Source organism: Pseudomonas psychrophila, assembly GCF_001043005.1.
GTDB classification, from domain to species: domain Bacteria; phylum Pseudomonadota; class Gammaproteobacteria; order Pseudomonadales; family Pseudomonadaceae; genus Aquipseudomonas; species Aquipseudomonas psychrophila.
In genome coordinates this window covers 1-16,616 of record NZ_JYKZ01000014.1, presented here as the reverse complement: position 1 = coordinate 16,616, position 16,616 = coordinate 1, and the positions used below count along the sequence as shown (strand labels likewise).

Sequence of the window (16,616 nt, the reverse complement as noted above, 5' to 3'; positions counted from 1 at the left end):
TGTCAGGCGCGCGTTAAAAGGCGCGGGGCAAGCTCTTTGAGAGCGCGACGGTAGACCTCGCGCTTGAATGTCACCACCTGGCCCAACGGGTACCAATAACTGACCCAACGCCAGCCATCGAACTCCGGTTTACCGGTCAAATCCATCCGCACCCGCTGCTCGTTAGAGACCAGGCGCAGCAAAAACCACTTTTGCTTCTGGCCGATACACAGCGGTTGGCTGTGGGTACGCACCAGTCGTTGCGGCAAACGATAACGCAACCAGCCTCGCGTGCAGGCGAGTATTTCTACATCTTCGCGTTCAAGGCCAACTTCTTCGTTCAGCTCACGGTACAAGGCGTCTTCCGGCGTCTCATCAGGGTTGATACCTCCCTGTGGAAACTGCCAGGCGTCTTGATTGATACGGCGAGCCCAAAGTACCTGACCAGCGTCATTTGTCAGAATAATCCCGACATTAGGGCGGAAACCATCGGGGTCGATCACGGCAACAACCTCGCAAACGCATGTCGCCGCATTGTTCCACAAAGGTTGTGAAAGCAGCAACGCGCCTTCCTGCCTTATGTGCACTCTTATTAAAAGACCGTATTCTTGTGGCCTTTTCTCAGGCAACTCAACGGGTAACCTCAATGCGTCTGGCTTTATTCGACTTGGACAACACCCTTCTGGGCGGTGACAGCGATCACGCCTGGGGCGACTACCTGTGCCAACGGGGCATTCTCGATGGCGACGCCTACAAGGCGCGCAACGACGAGTTCTACCAGGATTACCTGGCCGGCAAGCTCGACAATGCCGCGTATCTTAATTTCAGCATGGAAATCTTTGGCCGCCATGACATGGCGCAACTGGATCAGTGGCACCGCGAATTCATGCGCGACTGCATTGAGCCATTGATGCTGCCCAAGGCCCTGGACTTGCTGGCCAAGCACCGCGAAGCGGGCGACACGCTGGTAATCATTACCGCCACCAACCGTGTGGTCACGGCTCCCATTGCCCAAAAACTCGGCGTGGAACATCTGATTGCCACCGAATGCGAAATCGTCGACGGCCGCTACACCGGGCGCAGCACCGACGTGCCGTGCTTCCGTGAAGGCAAGGTGACGCGCCTGAACCGCTGGATCGCAGAAAACGGCTACAGCCTTGAAGACAGCTACTTCTACAGCGACTCGATGAATGACTTGCCGTTGCTGGAGCAGGTTGACCATCCAGTGGCAGTCGATCCTGATCCGAACTTGCGGGCTGAAGCCATCAAGCGTGGCTGGGAAGTCATCTCGCTGCGCGACTGACACACAACCTGTGGGAGCGGCGGTGCGACGATTCGACTTGCTCGCGATAAGATCGCCGCGGTTTTTCTGCAAGACCGCAGTGATGCCATCGCGAGCAAGCTGGCTCCCACACAAGCAAGTGTGCTTAAACCGGCTTGGCGCCCATCAGCCCGGCAATCGCAATAAAGCAGATGGCACAAAAAATCGCCAAAACCAGGGTAAACCCCGGATACCGGGCCATTCGCCCCAACCGCAGGCGATTGAGGCGCACCACCAGCCACAACCAGCTCAAGCTGCCCAGCAGATACAGGCAACTGCCCGCCAGTAACCACATCTGGCTCAGCGGCCAACCGGCCAGGTGCACCAGAAACCAGCCACTGACCGGCAACGCCAGCAAACACAGCCCCATCAACGCCCACACGAAGCTCCATGGCCGCTGTACCACCCCGCCCGACAGGTTTTTATCCCCTGCCCGCCAACGACGAATAACCAGGACCAGCAAGGCAATGGCGCTGACAAACAGCAGCAGTGTCGACACGCCATGCAGCAGTTTTAAGGCTGTGAACGTTTCCATATGATTAATCCCTTGAGCCGTTCAATCAGCGTAGCGGCTATCAGCCAAGAAACAGTTGATAGGCCGGGTTATCGCTCTCATCCCAGTACGGGTAACCGATTTCAGCCAGTGCCGCCGGCACCAGATGGCGTTCGTCGGCAGGCACTTGCAGACCGGCCATGACCCGACCATCGGCTGCACCGTGGTTGCGGTAGTGAAACATCGAAATATTCCAGCGACCGCCCAACTTGTTAAGGAAGTTGAACAGCGCACCCGGGCGTTCCGGGAACTCGAAACGGAACAACAGTTCGTCGCTGACCTTGGCCGCACGCCCGCCGACCATGTGCCGAATGTGTAACTTGGCCAGTTCGTTCTCGGTCAGGTCGACCACCGGAAAACCCTGCTCAGTCAGGCTGGCCAGCAGCGCGCTGCGCGGGTCGTTTTCGGGATGGGTCTGCACCCCAACGAAAATGTGCGCTTCGCTGCCGGTGTGATAGCGGTAGTTGAATTCCGTGATCTGACGCTTGCCGATCGCTTCGCAAAACGCTTTGAAGCTGCCCGGCACTTCGGGAATGGTCACCGCGATGATCGCTTCACGACCTTCACCCAGCTCGGCACGCTCGGCCACATGGCGCAGGCGGTCGAAGTTGACGTTGGCCCCGGAATCGATCGCCACCAGGGTTTGGCCGCGAACGCCGCGCTGCTCAACATACTTCTTGATCCCGGCCACGCCCAACGCGCCGGCAGGTTCGGTGATCGAGCGGGTATCGTCGAAGATATCCTTGATGGCTGCGCAGATCTCGTCGGTGCTGACGGTGATCACTTCGTCGACGTAGTCTTTGCAGATATCGAAGGTGTGCTGGCCAATCTGAGCAACGGCCACGCCGTCGGCAAAAATCCCCACCGTCGGCAGCACCACGCGCTCGCCTGCCGCCATCGCCGCTTGCAGGCAATTGGAGTCATCGGGCTCGACGCCAATGACCTTGATGTCCGGACGCAGGTATTTCACGTAGGCCGCAATACCGGCAATCAGCCCGCCACCGCCCACCGGGACGAAAATCGCATCCAGCGGCGCCGGGTGCTGGCGCAGAATTTCCATCGCCACGGTGCCCTGCCCGGCAATGGTATGCGGGTCATCATAGGGATGGACGTAGACGTAGCCTTTTTGCTCGACCAATTGCAGCGAGTAGGCCAGGGCTTCCGGGAAGGAGTCACCGTGCAACACCACAATGCCGCCCCGGGAGCGCACACCTTCGACCTTGATCTCCGGAGTGGTTTTGGGCATGACGATTGTGGCTTTGACACCCAGCACCTTGGCTGCCAGGGCCAGGCCCTGGGCATGGTTGCCCGCAGAGGCCGTCACCACACCGCACGCGCGCTCGGCGTCGGTCAGGTGCATCAGCTTGTTATAAGCGCCACGAATCTTGAACGAGTACACCGGCTGCAAGTCTTCGCGTTTGAGCAAAATCTGGTTGCCCAACCGCTCGGTCAGCTGATTGGCCGGCTGCAATGGGGTTTCTACGGCAACGTCATAAACGCGCGAGGTGAGGATCTTCTTAACGTACTGTTCGAGCATCGGAAAGCTTCACTGGGCGGGTTGGCAGGGACCAAGGAGTCTAACCCAGCGTTTGCGCAGCCGACCACACGATTCCAAAGGTTTTAAATGCTTGGGTTATACTCGCAACCCTTCTGTTTACCCTTCCCGCCCCGGAGCCCGCATGACCCAGGATCAACTCAAACAGGCCGTAGCCCAGGCTGCAGTCGACTTCATCCTCCCAAAACTGGATGACAAGAGCATCGTCGGGGTCGGCACCGGCTCCACGGCCAACTGCTTCATCGACGCCCTGGCCCAACACAAGGGCGCATTCGACGGCGCCGTGGCCAGTTCCGAAGCCACTGCAGCCCGCCTCAAGGGCCACGGCATTCCAGTGTATGAACTGAACACTGTCAGCGACCTGGAGTTCTACGTGGATGGCGCTGATGAAAGCGACGAAAACCTGAACCTGATCAAGGGCGGTGGCGCAGCCCTGACCCGCGAGAAGATCGTGGCAGCCGTGGCCAAGACCTTTATCTGCATCGCCGACGCCAGCAAGCTGGTTCCGGTGCTGGGCGCGTTCCCGTTGCCGGTTGAAGTGATCCCGATGGCTCGCAGCCACGTAGCCCGCGAACTGGTCAAGCTGGGCGGCGATCCGGTGTACCGCGAAGGCGTAGTCACGGACAACGGCAACATCATCATCGACGTATTCAACATGCAGATCGTCAACCCGGTTGAGCTGGAGCGTCAGATCAACGCCATTGTCGGCGTCGTGACCAACGGCCTGTTCGCCGCTCGCCCGGCAGACTTGCTGTTGCTGGGTACGCCTGAAGGCGTCAAAACCCTGAGCAAGTAACACCCCCCCGTAGCAGTTGCCGAAGGAACGAGGCTACGTCCGATTGCGAAGCGATCGTAAATTCTGATCACGCGGTTTGAAAATAAGATCACGCGATCCGGATTTACGACGGCTACGCCGCCGGACGCAGCCTGCGGCAGCTGCTACGTGATAGCGGCGCGCCTACGGTTTTTTGAACACGTAAAACAAATTCGGCTCACTCACCACGTACACCGTCCCGTCTTCGTCCATGGCAACACCTTCAGCCTGCGGCACTGATTTCTTCAGGCCATGACGCCCTTTTTTCAGCGACAACACGCTGATTGGGCGCCCTTCCAGATTCAGCTCCAGCAACAACTTGGACTCATCCGACAGCGCCAATAAATGCCCGGTGCGCTCGTCAAACTGCAAACTCGACAAGTCCCGTACAAACAATCGCGCATCACGTCGCGGGTTGGTCACCACATGAGTGGCGTAAGGTTGCTGTGGGTTGGCCTGAGGAAACCCCCGTACCTCATAAATCAGCATCGGGTCACGCTCCTTCGCCACAAACAAACGTTTGCCCACAGAGTCGTAGGCCAGGCCTTCAAAGCCCTTATTGCCCGACAGGTTAATCCCCAGTGTCAGTTGCTCCGCATCCTTGGCATCCAGCACCTGGGTGCTGTCATCGACCTTTACCTTGATCAGTCGCTGTTGACGTTCATCGGTGATGACGTAGGTGTTCTCGCCAATAAATTCAACCGCTTCGGCATCGCCAAACCCCACCAGCGCAATGCGCCGCAGGAGTCGGCCATCGAGGGACAGTTCAACCAGCTCGGCTTTTTTGTTGGTTACGGTGAACAGGCTTTTACGCAGCGGATCGTAGGTCAGAGCCGAGACATCGTCTTCAAGCCCTTCAATCACCTTGCCTTGCAGCACGGCGTGATATTCGCCCAGATTGATCGCGCCCGGATCGCTGGGTTGCCACAGCTGGCTGACCTGAAACCAGGTACGTTCGAACAGACGAAAGTGTTGCGCGGCAAAACCGGCAGCCACAAGAGCCACCAGCAATACACATAGAAAAAGAGCGGTAGGACGTCTGACACGGCGCATTGAGGTCGAACTCTAGAAAAAACAGGCAGGAGAAATACCACGACTGCCTGAATTCAACCTTAAACCTCAATACATCCCGTGTCTCGCGTAAAACTGGCCGGTTACGGGGTCTTCTTCTCGAAGCGATAGAACAGGTTCGGCTCGCTCACCATATAAAGCGTTCCATGCTCATCGATCGCGACTCCCTCAGCCCGGGGAATGGTCTTCTTCAGGCCGTTGAAACCACCAAGCAAGGTCATGAAACTGACTTGCTCGCCCAGTTCATCGAGCTCCAGAAGCATGTGCGAATCTGCCGACAGCACCAGTGTATGACCGGTGCGCGGGTCAACGCTCAAGGCGGACAGGTTGCGCAGGTCCAGCTCATCGCTGGGTACTTTCTGCTTGCTACCGGTCAGTATCTGGCCGCCATCGCTTTTCCAGACAAACAATTGCGGCGGACGCTCTTCGCCCAGCAACAATTGCTGGCGACGCGGGTCCCAGGCAATGGCTTCAAAAGCCTTGTTCTGGTTTTTCGAAGGGCCCAGGTCGTACTTGGGGAAGTCGGCAATGTTCAGGGTGGTGGTGTTGGCATCAATGTTCACGATGCTCAACATGTGCTCGCGCTCGTCAACAATGGCCAGCAGACCATTTTCCATCACTGTCAGACCTTCAGGATTGCTCCAGCCCACCAGCGGGATTTTACGGAGCACATCGCCATCCAGGGTCAGCTCCACCAGAAACGGATTCTTGCCCATCACCGAAAACAGCGTTTTGCTCAAAGGGTTGTAGGCCAGATCTGAGGCTTCATCCTTTTCCATCCCCGGCAACACTTTGGCATCTATGACCGCCGTGTAGTCTGGCAACCACACACTTTCGTTCTGCTCGGAGGAACTTTCAAATCGCTCCAGCACCCACAGTGCACCGCGATCATCCCAATGCATGATCGACGCTAAACCATAGAGCAGCGCACCCGCCAGCAAGAGCCAGGAGTACCAGCGCATGCGCAAGCGAGAGGTCCGAGGAACAGGCGGGATCAGTTGAGGGTCTGTTGCCATTTGAATGGGCTTCCGAGAAATTTGGCTAATTCTAGATATCACAAAGCGGGCAAACCGGCTGCCTCGCGCGCAATATTATGCAAAAGGCGTGTGAAATAAAGGGTAAAAACGCCAAAAAATCTGATGCCACTCACCCTTACTGATTGAACGAGTGTTGTGACTGGGTCAGCGCAGATACTTTGCCCCTATTAAAAACAGGGATCCATCCACTTACTTATAAACCACTCGTCCATTAATACCGACCCACTACCACTCTCTTTCCATTACCTACACGCACTATCAGTAGGATGTTTCCGAATAACTCAACGACATTCACACACGCTCCATTCTTCCTTGACACTCCTACCTCTAGCCTCTTATCTAATAAAACAACCGGCCCGGCTGTTCTCTCACAGTAGTTATATAGAATGTCTATTGTGCCGTTAACGCCAGCTCTTTATTCCACTTCATCACGGGGTCTGCATCACTCGGCGCCAGCCCCGGGGCTAAACCCTTGCAGGCGTCTATCGCAGATTTACCAGCCAGAAAGGAATCTTTCATATATGCCCTTTACATCCTGCATAAACAAACTTGCGCCTCCTGCACTTTCAAACCCTGACAAACATACTATTTGCGCACGCGCCGCTGAACACTTGCTTATTACAATAATGCCTTATAAAAACATGGGAGAAGGCGACCTTATTGAATTATTTTGGGACGGCTGCTATGTCACCTCGCAACAGGTATCGAGGGCAGACATTGGCCAACCTGTTTTTTTAAGAGTGCCTCAAAGTTTTATCCAAAATGGCTCGGCGCGTCTTTATTATCGCGTCATGCATATTGGCAGTACCCCAGCTCTTTCTGCCCAGCTCAAGGTCTTTGTCAAACTTGATTGCCCTGGCGGGGAAGCCATCGGCGATGAAAATCAAGGGCTCGCTGCACTTATCATTCCCGAGCCCATCCAGCGTTACGGGGTTAACCCCAGCCAGATGAAGCGCGGTGTGCCCGTGACCATCGAACCCTACCGCAACATGGCCTGTGAAGACGCAATCACCCTGCTGTGGGGCGACGTACGCCTGGACTTGCCCAAACTGCGCCAGGTCGATGTCGACAAGCCCATAAGCGTATTCGTCCCACCGCACATCATTCAAGAAGCCGGTGAAGACTCCAAACTGGAGGTCACCTATTGCGTGATTGATCGTGCCGGCAACAATTCGCGGTGGGCACCCGCACGAATCCTCAAGGTGGGCGCCCCAAAACTCTACCTCAAGCCCGCTGCAAGCGAGGTACTGCGCGCCGCAGAGCCTCGCACCACCTGGAGGGGCTAAGGTCGGGTACGCAATGGAATCATCTATTCATATTCCTAAAAGTTAGTTCTTTTAATTTTTATACTCGATTAGGGTATATAGACCGGACCACCGGACTCTCTGCTTTTATTCGCGCCGCTCAAGCGGCGCTCCCATGAAACGTGAGGTAGGTATGGTCCGTAAAACAATCACCCTTGTGCATAACGCCAGGGCATTGAGTGCAGCCAAGGAGCGGTACTAATGTCCAATTTGGCCACTGCACACCTGCAAAGCGACCAGGATGTCGCGCCTCTGTTGCTGGCAACGCATGTTCTGCGCTCCGACAACGAAGCCCTTGAAGCTGCCCGCACCCTGGCTGCCAGCGCCCGCGAGGACGCGGCCAAGCGCGACCAGCAGCGCAAACTGCCCTGGTCACTGATCGAAGAATTCACCCGTAGCGGCCTGGGAAGTATCTCCATCGGCCGCGAATTTGGCGGACCCAAGGTGTCATTCGTGACCCTGGCTGAAGTATTCGCGATCATCTCGGCCGCAGACCCGGCACTGGGGCAGATTCCGCAGAATCAGGTGGGCATTCTCAGCCTGATTGCCGCCACGGCGACCCAGGCGCAAAAAGACCAACTGTTCGCCAGCGTGCTGCAAGGCTGGCGCATCGGTAATGCCGGGCCGGAACGCGGCAGCAAAAATACCCTCGACTTGAAGGCCCGGATCACCGCCGATGGCGAAAATTTCGTCATAAACGGCCAGAAGTTTTACTCCACCGGAGCCCTGTTCGCCCACTGGATTGCAGTAAAGGCAATCAACGATGACGGCAAGCAGGTCATGGCCTTTGTACGTCGCGGCACACCGGGCTTGCGCGTCGTCGATGACTGGTCCGGCTTTGGTCAGCGCACCACCGCCAGCGGTACCGTACTGCTCAACAATGTTCGGGTTGAAGCCGGACTGGTGATCGACAGTTCGCGCCTCAATGATGCCCCCAATATTCAAGGCGCCGTGTCGCAGTTGATCCAGGCGGCCATCGATCTGGGCATCGCCCGTGGCGCCATCGCTGACACCATCAGTTTTGTGCGCGAGCGCTCTCGTCCGTGGATCGACGCCAAAGTAGAACGCAACAGCGACGACCCCTACGTGATCGCCGACATCGGCAAGTTACACATTGAACTGCACGCAGCCGAAGCCTTGTTGCGCAAAGCCGGGCGAGTGCTCGATGAAGTCAGCGCCGCCCCGATTGATGCTCCCGCCGCCGCCCGCGCATCCATTGCAGTGGCCGAAGCCAAGGTACTGACCACTGAGTTGTCGTTACTGGCCAGCGAAAAACTGTTCGAACTGGCCGGCAGCCGCGCCAGCCTTGCCGAATTCAACCTTGATCGCCACTGGCGTAACGCCCGGGTGCATACCCTGCACGACCCGGTGCGCTGGAAGTACCACGCCATTGGCGCTTACCGCCTCAACGGCACCTTGCCTGCCCGGCATTCCTGGATCTGAACCTGGAGACACCCATGTCACTGATATCCAAACAGGTCCCGGTTATCCACAGCGATGCCGAGGCCCTGAGCGTAGCCCGTGAACTCGCGGCGCATTTCAAGCGCGACAGCGCCCTGCGCGATCGTGAGCGACGCCTGCCTTTTGATGAGCTGGAACTGTTTTCCCACACCGGCCTGTGGGGCATCACCGTGCCCAAGGCCTATGGCGGCGCCGGCGTGTCCAATGTCGCTCTGGCCCAGGTGGTTGCGTTGATCGCTGCAGCCGACGCCTCGCTGGGGCAAATCCCGCAAAATCACTTTTATGCCCTTGAAGTCCTGCGGGTGAATGGCACGCACGAACAAAAACAGCGGCTATATGCCGAAGTGCTGGCCGGGCAACGCTTCGGCAATGCCCTAGCCGAAATCGGCACCAAGACTGCCTTTGATCGCACCACCCACCTGGCCAAGGCCGAACACGGTTATCGCATCACCGGCCGCAAGTTCTACGCCACCGGCGCACTGTATGCGCAGCGGATTCCTACCTCGGTGGTGGACGATAACGGTATCCAGCACCTGGCATTTGTCCACCGCGACAGCGACGGCCTGAGCGTGATCGACGACTGGAGCGGCTTTGGCCAGCGCACCACGGGCAGCGGCTCGGTGGTGTTCGACAACGTACTGGTCGCAGCACAGGACGTGATTCCGTTTCAAAGCGCATTTGAGCGCCCGACCCCGGTCGGCCCGCTGGCTCAGATTCTGCACGCGGCCATCGACACCGGTATCGCCCGTGCCGCCTTTGAAGATGCCCTGCATTTTGTGCGCACCAAAACCCGGCCGTGGATCGACGCCACCACTGATATCGCCAGCGAAGACCCCCTGACCCTGAAAAGCTTCGGCCACTTGAGTGTGCGCCTGCATGCTGCCGAAGCTCTACTGGAGCGGGCCGGGGAATTGCTCGACAGCGCCCAGAACGATACCAACGCCAGCACCGTGGCCGCCGCCTCGATCGCCATCGCGGAAGCGCGAGCCCTTAGTACTGAAATTTCCCTGGCCGCCGGTAGCACCCTGTTTGAGCTGGCGGGCAGCCAGGCCACCCTGGCCGAGCACGGTCTTGACCGGCACTGGCGCAATGCTCGCGTCCATACCCTGCACGATCCGGTTCGCTGGAAGTATCACGCCGTGGGCAACTACTACCTCAACGATGCCAACCCGCCACTGCGGGGGACCATTTGATGAGTAAGAAGAAGATCCTGATCAATGCCTTCAATATGAACTGCATTGGCCATATCAATCACGGGCTGTGGACCCATCCACGGGACAACTCGACCACCTTCAACACCCTGGAGTACTGGACAGAACTGGCTCAGTTGCTGGAACGAGGACTGTTTGACGGGTTGTTTATCGCCGACATCGTGGGCGTGTACGACGTTTATCAACAGTCGGTTGATGTGCCCCTCAAAGAGGCAATCCAGCTCCCGGTCAACGACCCGCTGCTGCTGGTGTCGGCCATGGCCGCAGTCACTAAAAACCTCGGTTTTGGCTTGACCGCCAACCTGACCTACGAACCGCCGTACTTGTTCGCACGGCGCATGTCGACCCTTGACCACCTGACCCGGGGCCGTGTGGGCTGGAATATCGTCACCGGCTACCTCGACAGCGCAGCCAAGGCCATGGGCCTGACCGAGCAAGTCGAACACGACCGTCGTTACGATCAGGCCGATGAGTACCTGGAGGTGCTGTACAAACTGTGGGAGGGCAGTTGGGAAAACGGCGCCGTGCTCAATGACCCGGTGCAGCGCATCTACGCCCAGCCTGACAAGGTCCACAAGGTCAAACACGACGGTGAGTTCTATCAAGTGGAGGGTTATCACCTCTGCGAACCGTCGCCTCAGCGCACGCCGGTGCTGTTTCAGGCCGGCAGTTCGGATCGCGGGCTGGTATTTGCCGGGCGCCATGCCGAATGCGTGTTTATCAGCGGCCAGACCAAGGCCGCCACCAAAGCCCAGGTCGACAAGGTGCGCGCCAGCGCCGTGGCAGCGGGTCGCAACCCGGACGACATCAAGCTGTTCATGGGCCTTAACGTGATCGTGGCACCTACCGAAGAACTGGCTCAGGCCAAGCGTGACGAGTACCTGAGCTATGCCAGCGCCGAAGCAGGCGTGGCGCATTTTTCCAGCTCTACGGGCATCGACTTTGCCGACTACGAACTGGACGAACCGATCCAGTACGTGAAGAGCAACGCGATCCAGTCGGCAACCAAAGTGCTTCAAAACAACGATTGGACCCGACGCAAATTGCTCGAACAACACGCGCTGGGCGGTCGTTACATGACCCTGGTGGGTTCGCCGGAACAGGTGGCCGACGAACTGGAGTCGTGGATCGCACAAACCGGTCTCGACGGCTTCAACCTGACCCGCATCGTTACCCCCGAAAGCTACATCGATTTTATCGACCTGGTGGTCCCCGAACTGCAACGCCGGGGTTCCTACAAAACCGCGTATGACACCGGCAGCCTGCGGCAAAAGCTGTTTGTCGACGGCGATGCGCACTTGCCGCAACGCCATACGGGTGCGGCTTACAGGCACAACCCATAACCCTTTTTTGTTGTGGGAGCGAGCCTGCTCGCGAAGCTTGCAGGACTGCCGCACTTTCGCGAGCAGGCTCGCTCCCACAAAACTCGAATTCCGACTCTTTGACTGGGCAATGATCATGAACAAAAAACACGCACTGGTTCTGGCCCTCGGGCTGTTTAGCGGCTTCATCCACGCAGCCGACAAGCCACTCAAGGTCGGCACCACAGCCGCCTTCGCCATCCCGCTGGAAACCGCTGTGGCCGAGGCCGACAAGCAAGGGCTCAAGGTTGAGCTGGTGGAGTTCACCGACTGGATCGCGCCTAACGTCAGCCTGGCCAGCGGCGATATCGACGTGAACTACTTCCAGCACATCCCGTTTCTGGAAAACGCCAAGGCCGCCGCCGGGTTTGACCTGACGCCATATGCCAAAGGCATCATCAACAACGTGGGCCTGTATTCGAAAAAGTACAAAAGCCTCGACGCCTTGCCTGAGGGCGCCACCGTCGCCATCGCCAATGACCCGATCAACAGCGGCCGCGGCCTGCAACTGCTGGCCAAGGCCGGGTTGATCACCCTCAAGCCCGGGGTGGGCTACAAGGCCACCGAAGATGACATCGTCGCCAACCCGAAGAAGATCAAGATCCTGCAGGTCGAGGCCGTGCAACTGGTACGTGCCTACGACGATGCTGATCTGGTGCAGGGGTATCCGGCCTATATCCGCCTGGCCAAAACCTTCGATGCAGAGTCGGCGTTGCTGTTCGATGGCATCGACCACCCCGAATACGTGATCCAGTTCGTGATCCAGCCTAAAAACAAAGACGATCCGCGTCTGGCCAAGTTCATCGACATTTACCAGCACTCCCCTGTGGTGAAGGCCCAACTGGATAAAACCTACGGCAACCTGTACCAGCCCGGCTGGGGAGGCTGATCATGAGCGTGGCTATTGCTCGCGAGCGGCTCGATCAGCCGCAGCCCAGCGCGAACCACACCGAGCTGCACCCCGAGTTGAGCCACGCCCATGTGCGTTTTATCGGTATCGGCAAAACCTATGACGGCCGCCAGGGCCCGGTGGATGCCCTCAAAGGCATCGACCTGGCGATTCAACGGGGGGAAATATTCGGCATTATTGGCCGCAGCGGCGCGGGCAAGTCGTCGCTGATTCGCACCATCAACCGCCTCGAACACCCCAGCAGCGGGCGCGTGCTGATTGACCAGGTGGATATCGCCGGTTTTGACGAAGACACACTGGTCGCGCTGCGGCGCAAGATCGGTATGATTTTCCAGCACTTCAACCTGATGTCGGCCAAGACCGTGTGGCAGAACGTTGAACTGCCACTCAAGGTGGCGGGGGTTCCCAAGCTGCAACGCGAGCAGAAAGTCCGTGAGCTGCTGGAGCTGGTCGGCCTGCAAGGCAAACACACGGCCTATCCAGCGCAGCTCTCGGGCGGGCAGAAACAACGGGTAGGCATTGCCCGCGCACTGGTTCACGACCCGGCGATCTTGCTCTGCGACGAAGCCACCTCGGCACTCGACCCCGAAACCACGCAGTCGATTCTGGGTTTGCTGCGCGAGATCAATCACCGCCTGGGCCTGACCATCATCCTCATCACCCATGAAATGGCGGTGATCCGGGACATTTGCCACCGCGTGGTGGTGCTTGAGCAAGGTCAGGTGGTGGAGCAAGGGCCGGTGTGGCAAGTGTTTGGCGACCCGCAGCACGATGTCAGCAAAACCCTGCTCGCCCCTTTGCAAAACACCCTGCCCGAAGCGCTGCAAAACCGCATTACGGCGCAGCCCCTGTCTTCCCAATCAAGCGTGATCTTGCGTCTGCGCTTCACGGGTAGCCAGGCGCAGGAGCCTGATCTGGGCGCGTTGTTCAGCGCCCTCGGAGGGCAGGTGCGGCTGCTGCAGGGCGGTGTCGAGCACATCCAGGGCCATGCCCTGGGCCAACTGCTGCTCAGCGTGACCAGCACGTCGCTGGGCGCAGACGAGCTGCGCAAGCGAGCCGGTCAATGGGCACAACAGGTCGAGGTGGTGGGTTATGGGATTTGATCGTTTATGGCAGGGGGTGATCGACACCTTTTTGATGGTTGGCGTGTCGTCGCTGATCGCACTGATCCTGGGCATCCCGCTGGCGGTGATTCTGGTTACCAGCGGCAAGGGCGGGATTTACGAAGCCCCTGCACTGAACAAGGCATTGGGCGCATTCGTCAATCTTTTTCGCTCAATTCCCTTTCTGATTTTGATGGTGGCTCTTATCCCGTTTACCCGCCTGATTGTGGGTACGACCTACGGGGTTTGGGCTGCGGTCGTACCACTGACCATCGCGGCAACGCCGTTTTTTGCCCGGATTGCTGAAGTCAGCCTGCGCGAAGTTGATCATGGATTGATCGAAGCTGCCCAGGCGATGGGCTGTAAGCGTCATCACATCATCTGGCACGTGCTTTTGCCCGAAGCCTTACCCGGAATCGTCGGCGGCTTCACCATCACCCTGGTGACCATGATCAACTCATCGGCCATGGCTGGCGCGATCGGCGCCGGCGGCCTGGGCGACATCGCCTACCGCTATGGCTATCAGCGCTTCGACTCGCAAGTGATGTTGACCGTAATCGTATTGCTGGTGATTTTGGTGGCCGTGATTCAGCTCGGCGGCGACCGCCTGGCCCTGGCACTGAACAAACGCTGAGGTATAGTCGGCGGTCTGACTGACGCCGACTGAGCCTGCGATGATCCTCGACCCAAAGACCCTCGAACAGATTGCTGCCACCACACTTGGCCACTATCAACAGAGTGCTGAAGGCTTTCGTGATGGCACCCGCGACCACGATGTAAGCCAGAACATCGACGCCCTGCTGCGGCACATCCAGGGCAGTTTGCCGTTTTCGATTCTGGACTTTGGCTGTGGCCCGGGTCGCGACCTGCAAACCTTCACCCGGTTGGGCCATGTCGCAGTCGGGCTGGACGGCACCGAACGCTTCACCCAAATGGCCCGCGAAGACAGCGGCTGCGAAGTGTGGCACCAGGACTTTCTCAAGCTCGACCTGCCCCCTGAACGCTTCGACGGCATTTTCGCCAATGCTTCGTTGTTCCACGTTCCTACCCAGGAACTGGGGCAAGTGCTGGGCAAACTGCACAGCAGCTTGAAACCCGGCGGCGTGCTCCTCAGCTCTAACCCCCGGGGCGACAACCGCGAAGGCTGGAACGGTGAGCGCTATGGCGCGTATCACGATCTGGAAAACTGGCGAGCCATGCTGACGGCTGCCGGTTTTGTTGAGCTGGAGCACTACTATCGCCCGGCGGGCTTACCCCGCGACCAGCAGCCGTGGCTGGTGAGTGTGTGGCGTAAAACCCCCTCGACTCAACAACCGTAGCCGCTAGGCTGCGTTCGACGGCGAAGCCGTCGAAAACCCTGAGAACAGGATTAAACGGGCACACCGCAGTGTCTGATTTTGCGACGGCTTCGCCGCCGAGCGTAGCCTCGCTCCGCTCGTCAACTGCTACGGATCAGCCGAAGAACCAGTAGCACACCAGAATCGCGGCCACTACGCCCGCCAACTCAGCCAGCAAGGCGCAGCCCACTGCATGCCGGGCTCGCTGGATACCCACGGCACCGAAGTACACCGCCAGTACATAGAAGGTCGTTTCTGTGCTGCCCTGCACCGTGGCCGCCACCAGCGCCGGGAAGCTGTCCACGCCCTGGGTCTGCATGGTTTCGATCAGCAACGCCCGAGCGGCACTCCCCGAGAAGGGCTTGACCATCGCCGTTGGCAACGCGTCGACAAAACGGGTGTCCCAGCCCAACCATTCGACCATATGACGGATGCCGTCCAGGCCAAAATCCAGGGCTCCGGAAGCGCGCAACACACCCACTGCACATAGCATCGCAACCAGATACGGCAGCAGGTTTTTCGCCACGTCAAAGCCTTCCTTGGCCCCTTCGACAAACGCTTCGTACACCTTGACCTTGCGCAGGGCACCAATCACCAGAAACAACATGATCAGTCCGAACAGCGTCAGGTTGCCAAGGATCGACGACAGACTGGCCAGGGCCGTGGCCGACAGGGTCGCCAACAACGCCATGAAGCCGCCAAGGATCAACGCGCCGGGCACCAGATACGCCAGCACCACCGGATCCCACAACCGCAAGCGCTGCATCACGGCCACTGAAAGCAGGCCGACCAGCGTCGATGCGCTGGTCGCCAGCAGTATTGGCAGGAATACCAGCGTCGGGTCGGGGGCGCCTTGCTGGGCGCGGTACATGAAGATGGTGACTGGCAACAGGGTCAGGGACGAGGCATTGAGCACCAGGAACAGAATCTGCGCATTACTGGCACTGGTCGGGCTCGGATTGAGCTCTTGCAGCGCCCGCATGGCCTTCAGGCCAATGGGCGTGGCCGCATTGTCCAGCCCCAGGCCGTTGGCGGCGAAGTTCAGGGTGATAAACCCCAGCGCCGGGTGACCGGACGGGACCTCAGGCATAAGGCGCTTGAACAGCGGCCCCAGCGCCCTGCCCAGCCAATCGACGATGCCGGCTTTTTCGGCGATCCGCAGAAAACCTAGCCACAAGGTCAGGGTGCCAAACAGCAAAACCATCACTTCGACCGACAATTTGGCCATGGCGAAGATGCTTTCGACTATCGCGGAGAAGATCCCCGCATTACCCCCCACCAGCCATTGGGCAAGTGCCGACACCATGGCGACGACGAAAAAGCTGAGCCATAGGCCGTTGAGCATCGAGAAAACTCCTGGAAGATGGAGCGAATGATAGCGGCCAAGGCCCAGAAACAACAAACCCCGGACAAGTCCGGGGTTTGTTCAAGTGCGACTACCGCGTGACGATTACTCGCCTTTTGGCAGTGCCTCTTTGCTGCGCCAGTGCGGCAGCGAGTTCCAGTAGCGCTCGCCCTTGGCGTCGTCGTACATGCCTTCCCAACGGGAGATCACCAGTACCGCCAGGGCGTTACCGATCACGTTCAGGGCCGTACGGG

At 58.6% G+C, this 16,616-nt stretch carries 16 protein-coding genes and 1 pseudogene; 10 read left to right on the top strand and 7 right to left on the bottom strand.

From position 1 onward, the window contains the following. Positions 1-2: 2 nt before the first annotated feature. Positions 3-482: an RNA pyrophosphohydrolase gene (locus tag TU76_RS21505; protein WP_019828104.1), complete on the bottom strand. Its 480-nt coding sequence runs from the start codon at positions 480-482 to the stop codon at positions 3-5. A 143-nt stretch (positions 483-625) separates the two neighbouring features. Here TU76_RS21505 and TU76_RS21500 point away from each other — a divergent pair, with 143 nt between their 5' ends. Beyond that, on the top strand, positions 626-1,282 hold the full coding sequence (locus TU76_RS21500; protein ID WP_019828105.1) for a histidinol-phosphatase: 657 nt from the start codon (positions 626-628) through the stop codon (positions 1,280-1,282). Between the two features lie 124 nt (positions 1,283-1,406). On the opposite strand, the gene TU76_RS21495 is transcribed toward TU76_RS21500, so the two are convergent. Both TU76_RS21495 and ilvA read right to left on the bottom strand, forming a co-directional pair. Then, positions 1,407-1,835 carry a DUF2269 family protein gene (locus TU76_RS21495; protein WP_048352477.1) on the bottom strand — a complete coding sequence of 143 codons (429 nt, stop codon included), beginning with the start codon at positions 1,833-1,835 and terminating at the stop codon, positions 1,407-1,409. A gap of 40 nt (positions 1,836-1,875) precedes the next feature. Then, complete coding sequence (ilvA, locus tag TU76_RS21490) at positions 1,876-3,390, bottom strand: threonine ammonia-lyase, biosynthetic (protein WP_019828107.1); 1,515 nt, start codon at positions 3,388-3,390, stop codon at positions 1,876-1,878. 142 nt (positions 3,391-3,532) lie between these two features. Here ilvA and rpiA point away from each other — a divergent pair, with 142 nt between their 5' ends. Then, a complete protein-coding gene (gene rpiA, locus TU76_RS21485; protein ID WP_019828108.1) occupies positions 3,533-4,204 on the top strand; it encodes a ribose-5-phosphate isomerase RpiA in 672 nt (223 codons plus the stop codon). A 162-nt stretch (positions 4,205-4,366) separates the two neighbouring features. Here the strand turns inward: rpiA and TU76_RS21480 are convergent, their stop codons facing one another. Both TU76_RS21480 and TU76_RS21475 read right to left on the bottom strand, forming a co-directional pair. Continuing rightward, positions 4,367-5,275 carry an SdiA-regulated domain-containing protein gene (locus tag TU76_RS21480; RefSeq protein ID WP_048352476.1) on the bottom strand — a complete coding sequence of 303 codons (909 nt, stop codon included), beginning with the start codon at positions 5,273-5,275 and terminating at the stop codon, positions 4,367-4,369. A gap of 101 nt (positions 5,276-5,376) precedes the next feature. Next, positions 5,377-6,309 (bottom strand): SdiA-regulated domain-containing protein, encoded by a 933-nt coding sequence (locus TU76_RS21475; RefSeq protein WP_048352475.1) that lies wholly within the window; start codon positions 6,307-6,309, stop codon positions 5,377-5,379. A gap of 542 nt (positions 6,310-6,851) precedes the next feature. Here TU76_RS21475 and TU76_RS21470 point away from each other — a divergent pair. The 8 genes from TU76_RS21470 (at position 6,852) to TU76_RS21435 (ending at position 14,999) form a co-directional block, all read left to right on the top strand. Then, on the top strand, positions 6,852-7,616 hold the full coding sequence (locus tag TU76_RS21470) for a hypothetical protein (protein ID WP_048352474.1): 765 nt from the start codon (positions 6,852-6,854) through the stop codon (positions 7,614-7,616). 219 nt (positions 7,617-7,835) lie between these two features. Beyond that, positions 7,836-9,077 (top strand): SfnB family sulfur acquisition oxidoreductase, encoded by a 1,242-nt coding sequence (locus TU76_RS21465; RefSeq protein WP_048352473.1) that lies wholly within the window; start codon positions 7,836-7,838, stop codon positions 9,075-9,077. Positions 9,078-9,091: 14 nt separating this feature from the next. Then, entirely contained in the window at positions 9,092-10,288 is a 1,197-nt protein-coding gene (locus TU76_RS21460; protein WP_048352472.1) for an SfnB family sulfur acquisition oxidoreductase, read from the top strand. Further along, positions 10,288-11,649 carry an LLM class flavin-dependent oxidoreductase gene (locus TU76_RS21455; protein ID WP_046810236.1) on the top strand — a complete coding sequence of 454 codons (1,362 nt, stop codon included), beginning with the start codon at positions 10,288-10,290 and terminating at the stop codon, positions 11,647-11,649. Before TU76_RS21460 ends, TU76_RS21455 begins: the two co-directional genes overlap by 1 nt. Positions 11,650-11,764: 115 nt before the next feature. Continuing rightward, positions 11,765-12,556 (top strand): MetQ/NlpA family ABC transporter substrate-binding protein, encoded by a 792-nt coding sequence (locus TU76_RS21450; protein WP_037032676.1) that lies wholly within the window; start codon positions 11,765-11,767, stop codon positions 12,554-12,556. Positions 12,557-12,558: 2 nt separating this feature from the next. Beyond that, entirely contained in the window at positions 12,559-13,680 is a 1,122-nt protein-coding gene (locus TU76_RS21445; RefSeq protein WP_048352471.1) for a methionine ABC transporter ATP-binding protein, read from the top strand. Beyond that, positions 13,670-14,314, top strand: a complete 645-nt coding sequence (locus tag TU76_RS21440) for a methionine ABC transporter permease (protein WP_019828117.1) — start codon at positions 13,670-13,672, stop codon at positions 14,312-14,314. Before TU76_RS21445 ends, TU76_RS21440 begins: the two co-directional genes overlap by 11 nt. A 40-nt stretch (positions 14,315-14,354) precedes the next feature. Beyond that, positions 14,355-14,999, top strand: coding sequence for a class I SAM-dependent methyltransferase (locus TU76_RS21435; RefSeq protein WP_048352470.1), 645 nt, complete (start codon positions 14,355-14,357; stop codon positions 14,997-14,999). Positions 15,000-15,132: 133 nt separating this feature from the next. Here the strand turns inward: TU76_RS21435 and TU76_RS21430 are convergent, their stop codons facing one another. After that, positions 15,133-16,362, bottom strand: coding sequence for a nucleoside recognition domain-containing protein (locus TU76_RS21430; protein WP_019828120.1), 1,230 nt, complete (start codon positions 16,360-16,362; stop codon positions 15,133-15,135). Positions 16,363-16,467: 105 nt separating this feature from the next. Then, positions 16,468-16,616 (bottom strand): annotated as a pseudogene (locus TU76_RS25275) (glutamate/aspartate:proton symporter GltP); the annotation flags it as partial.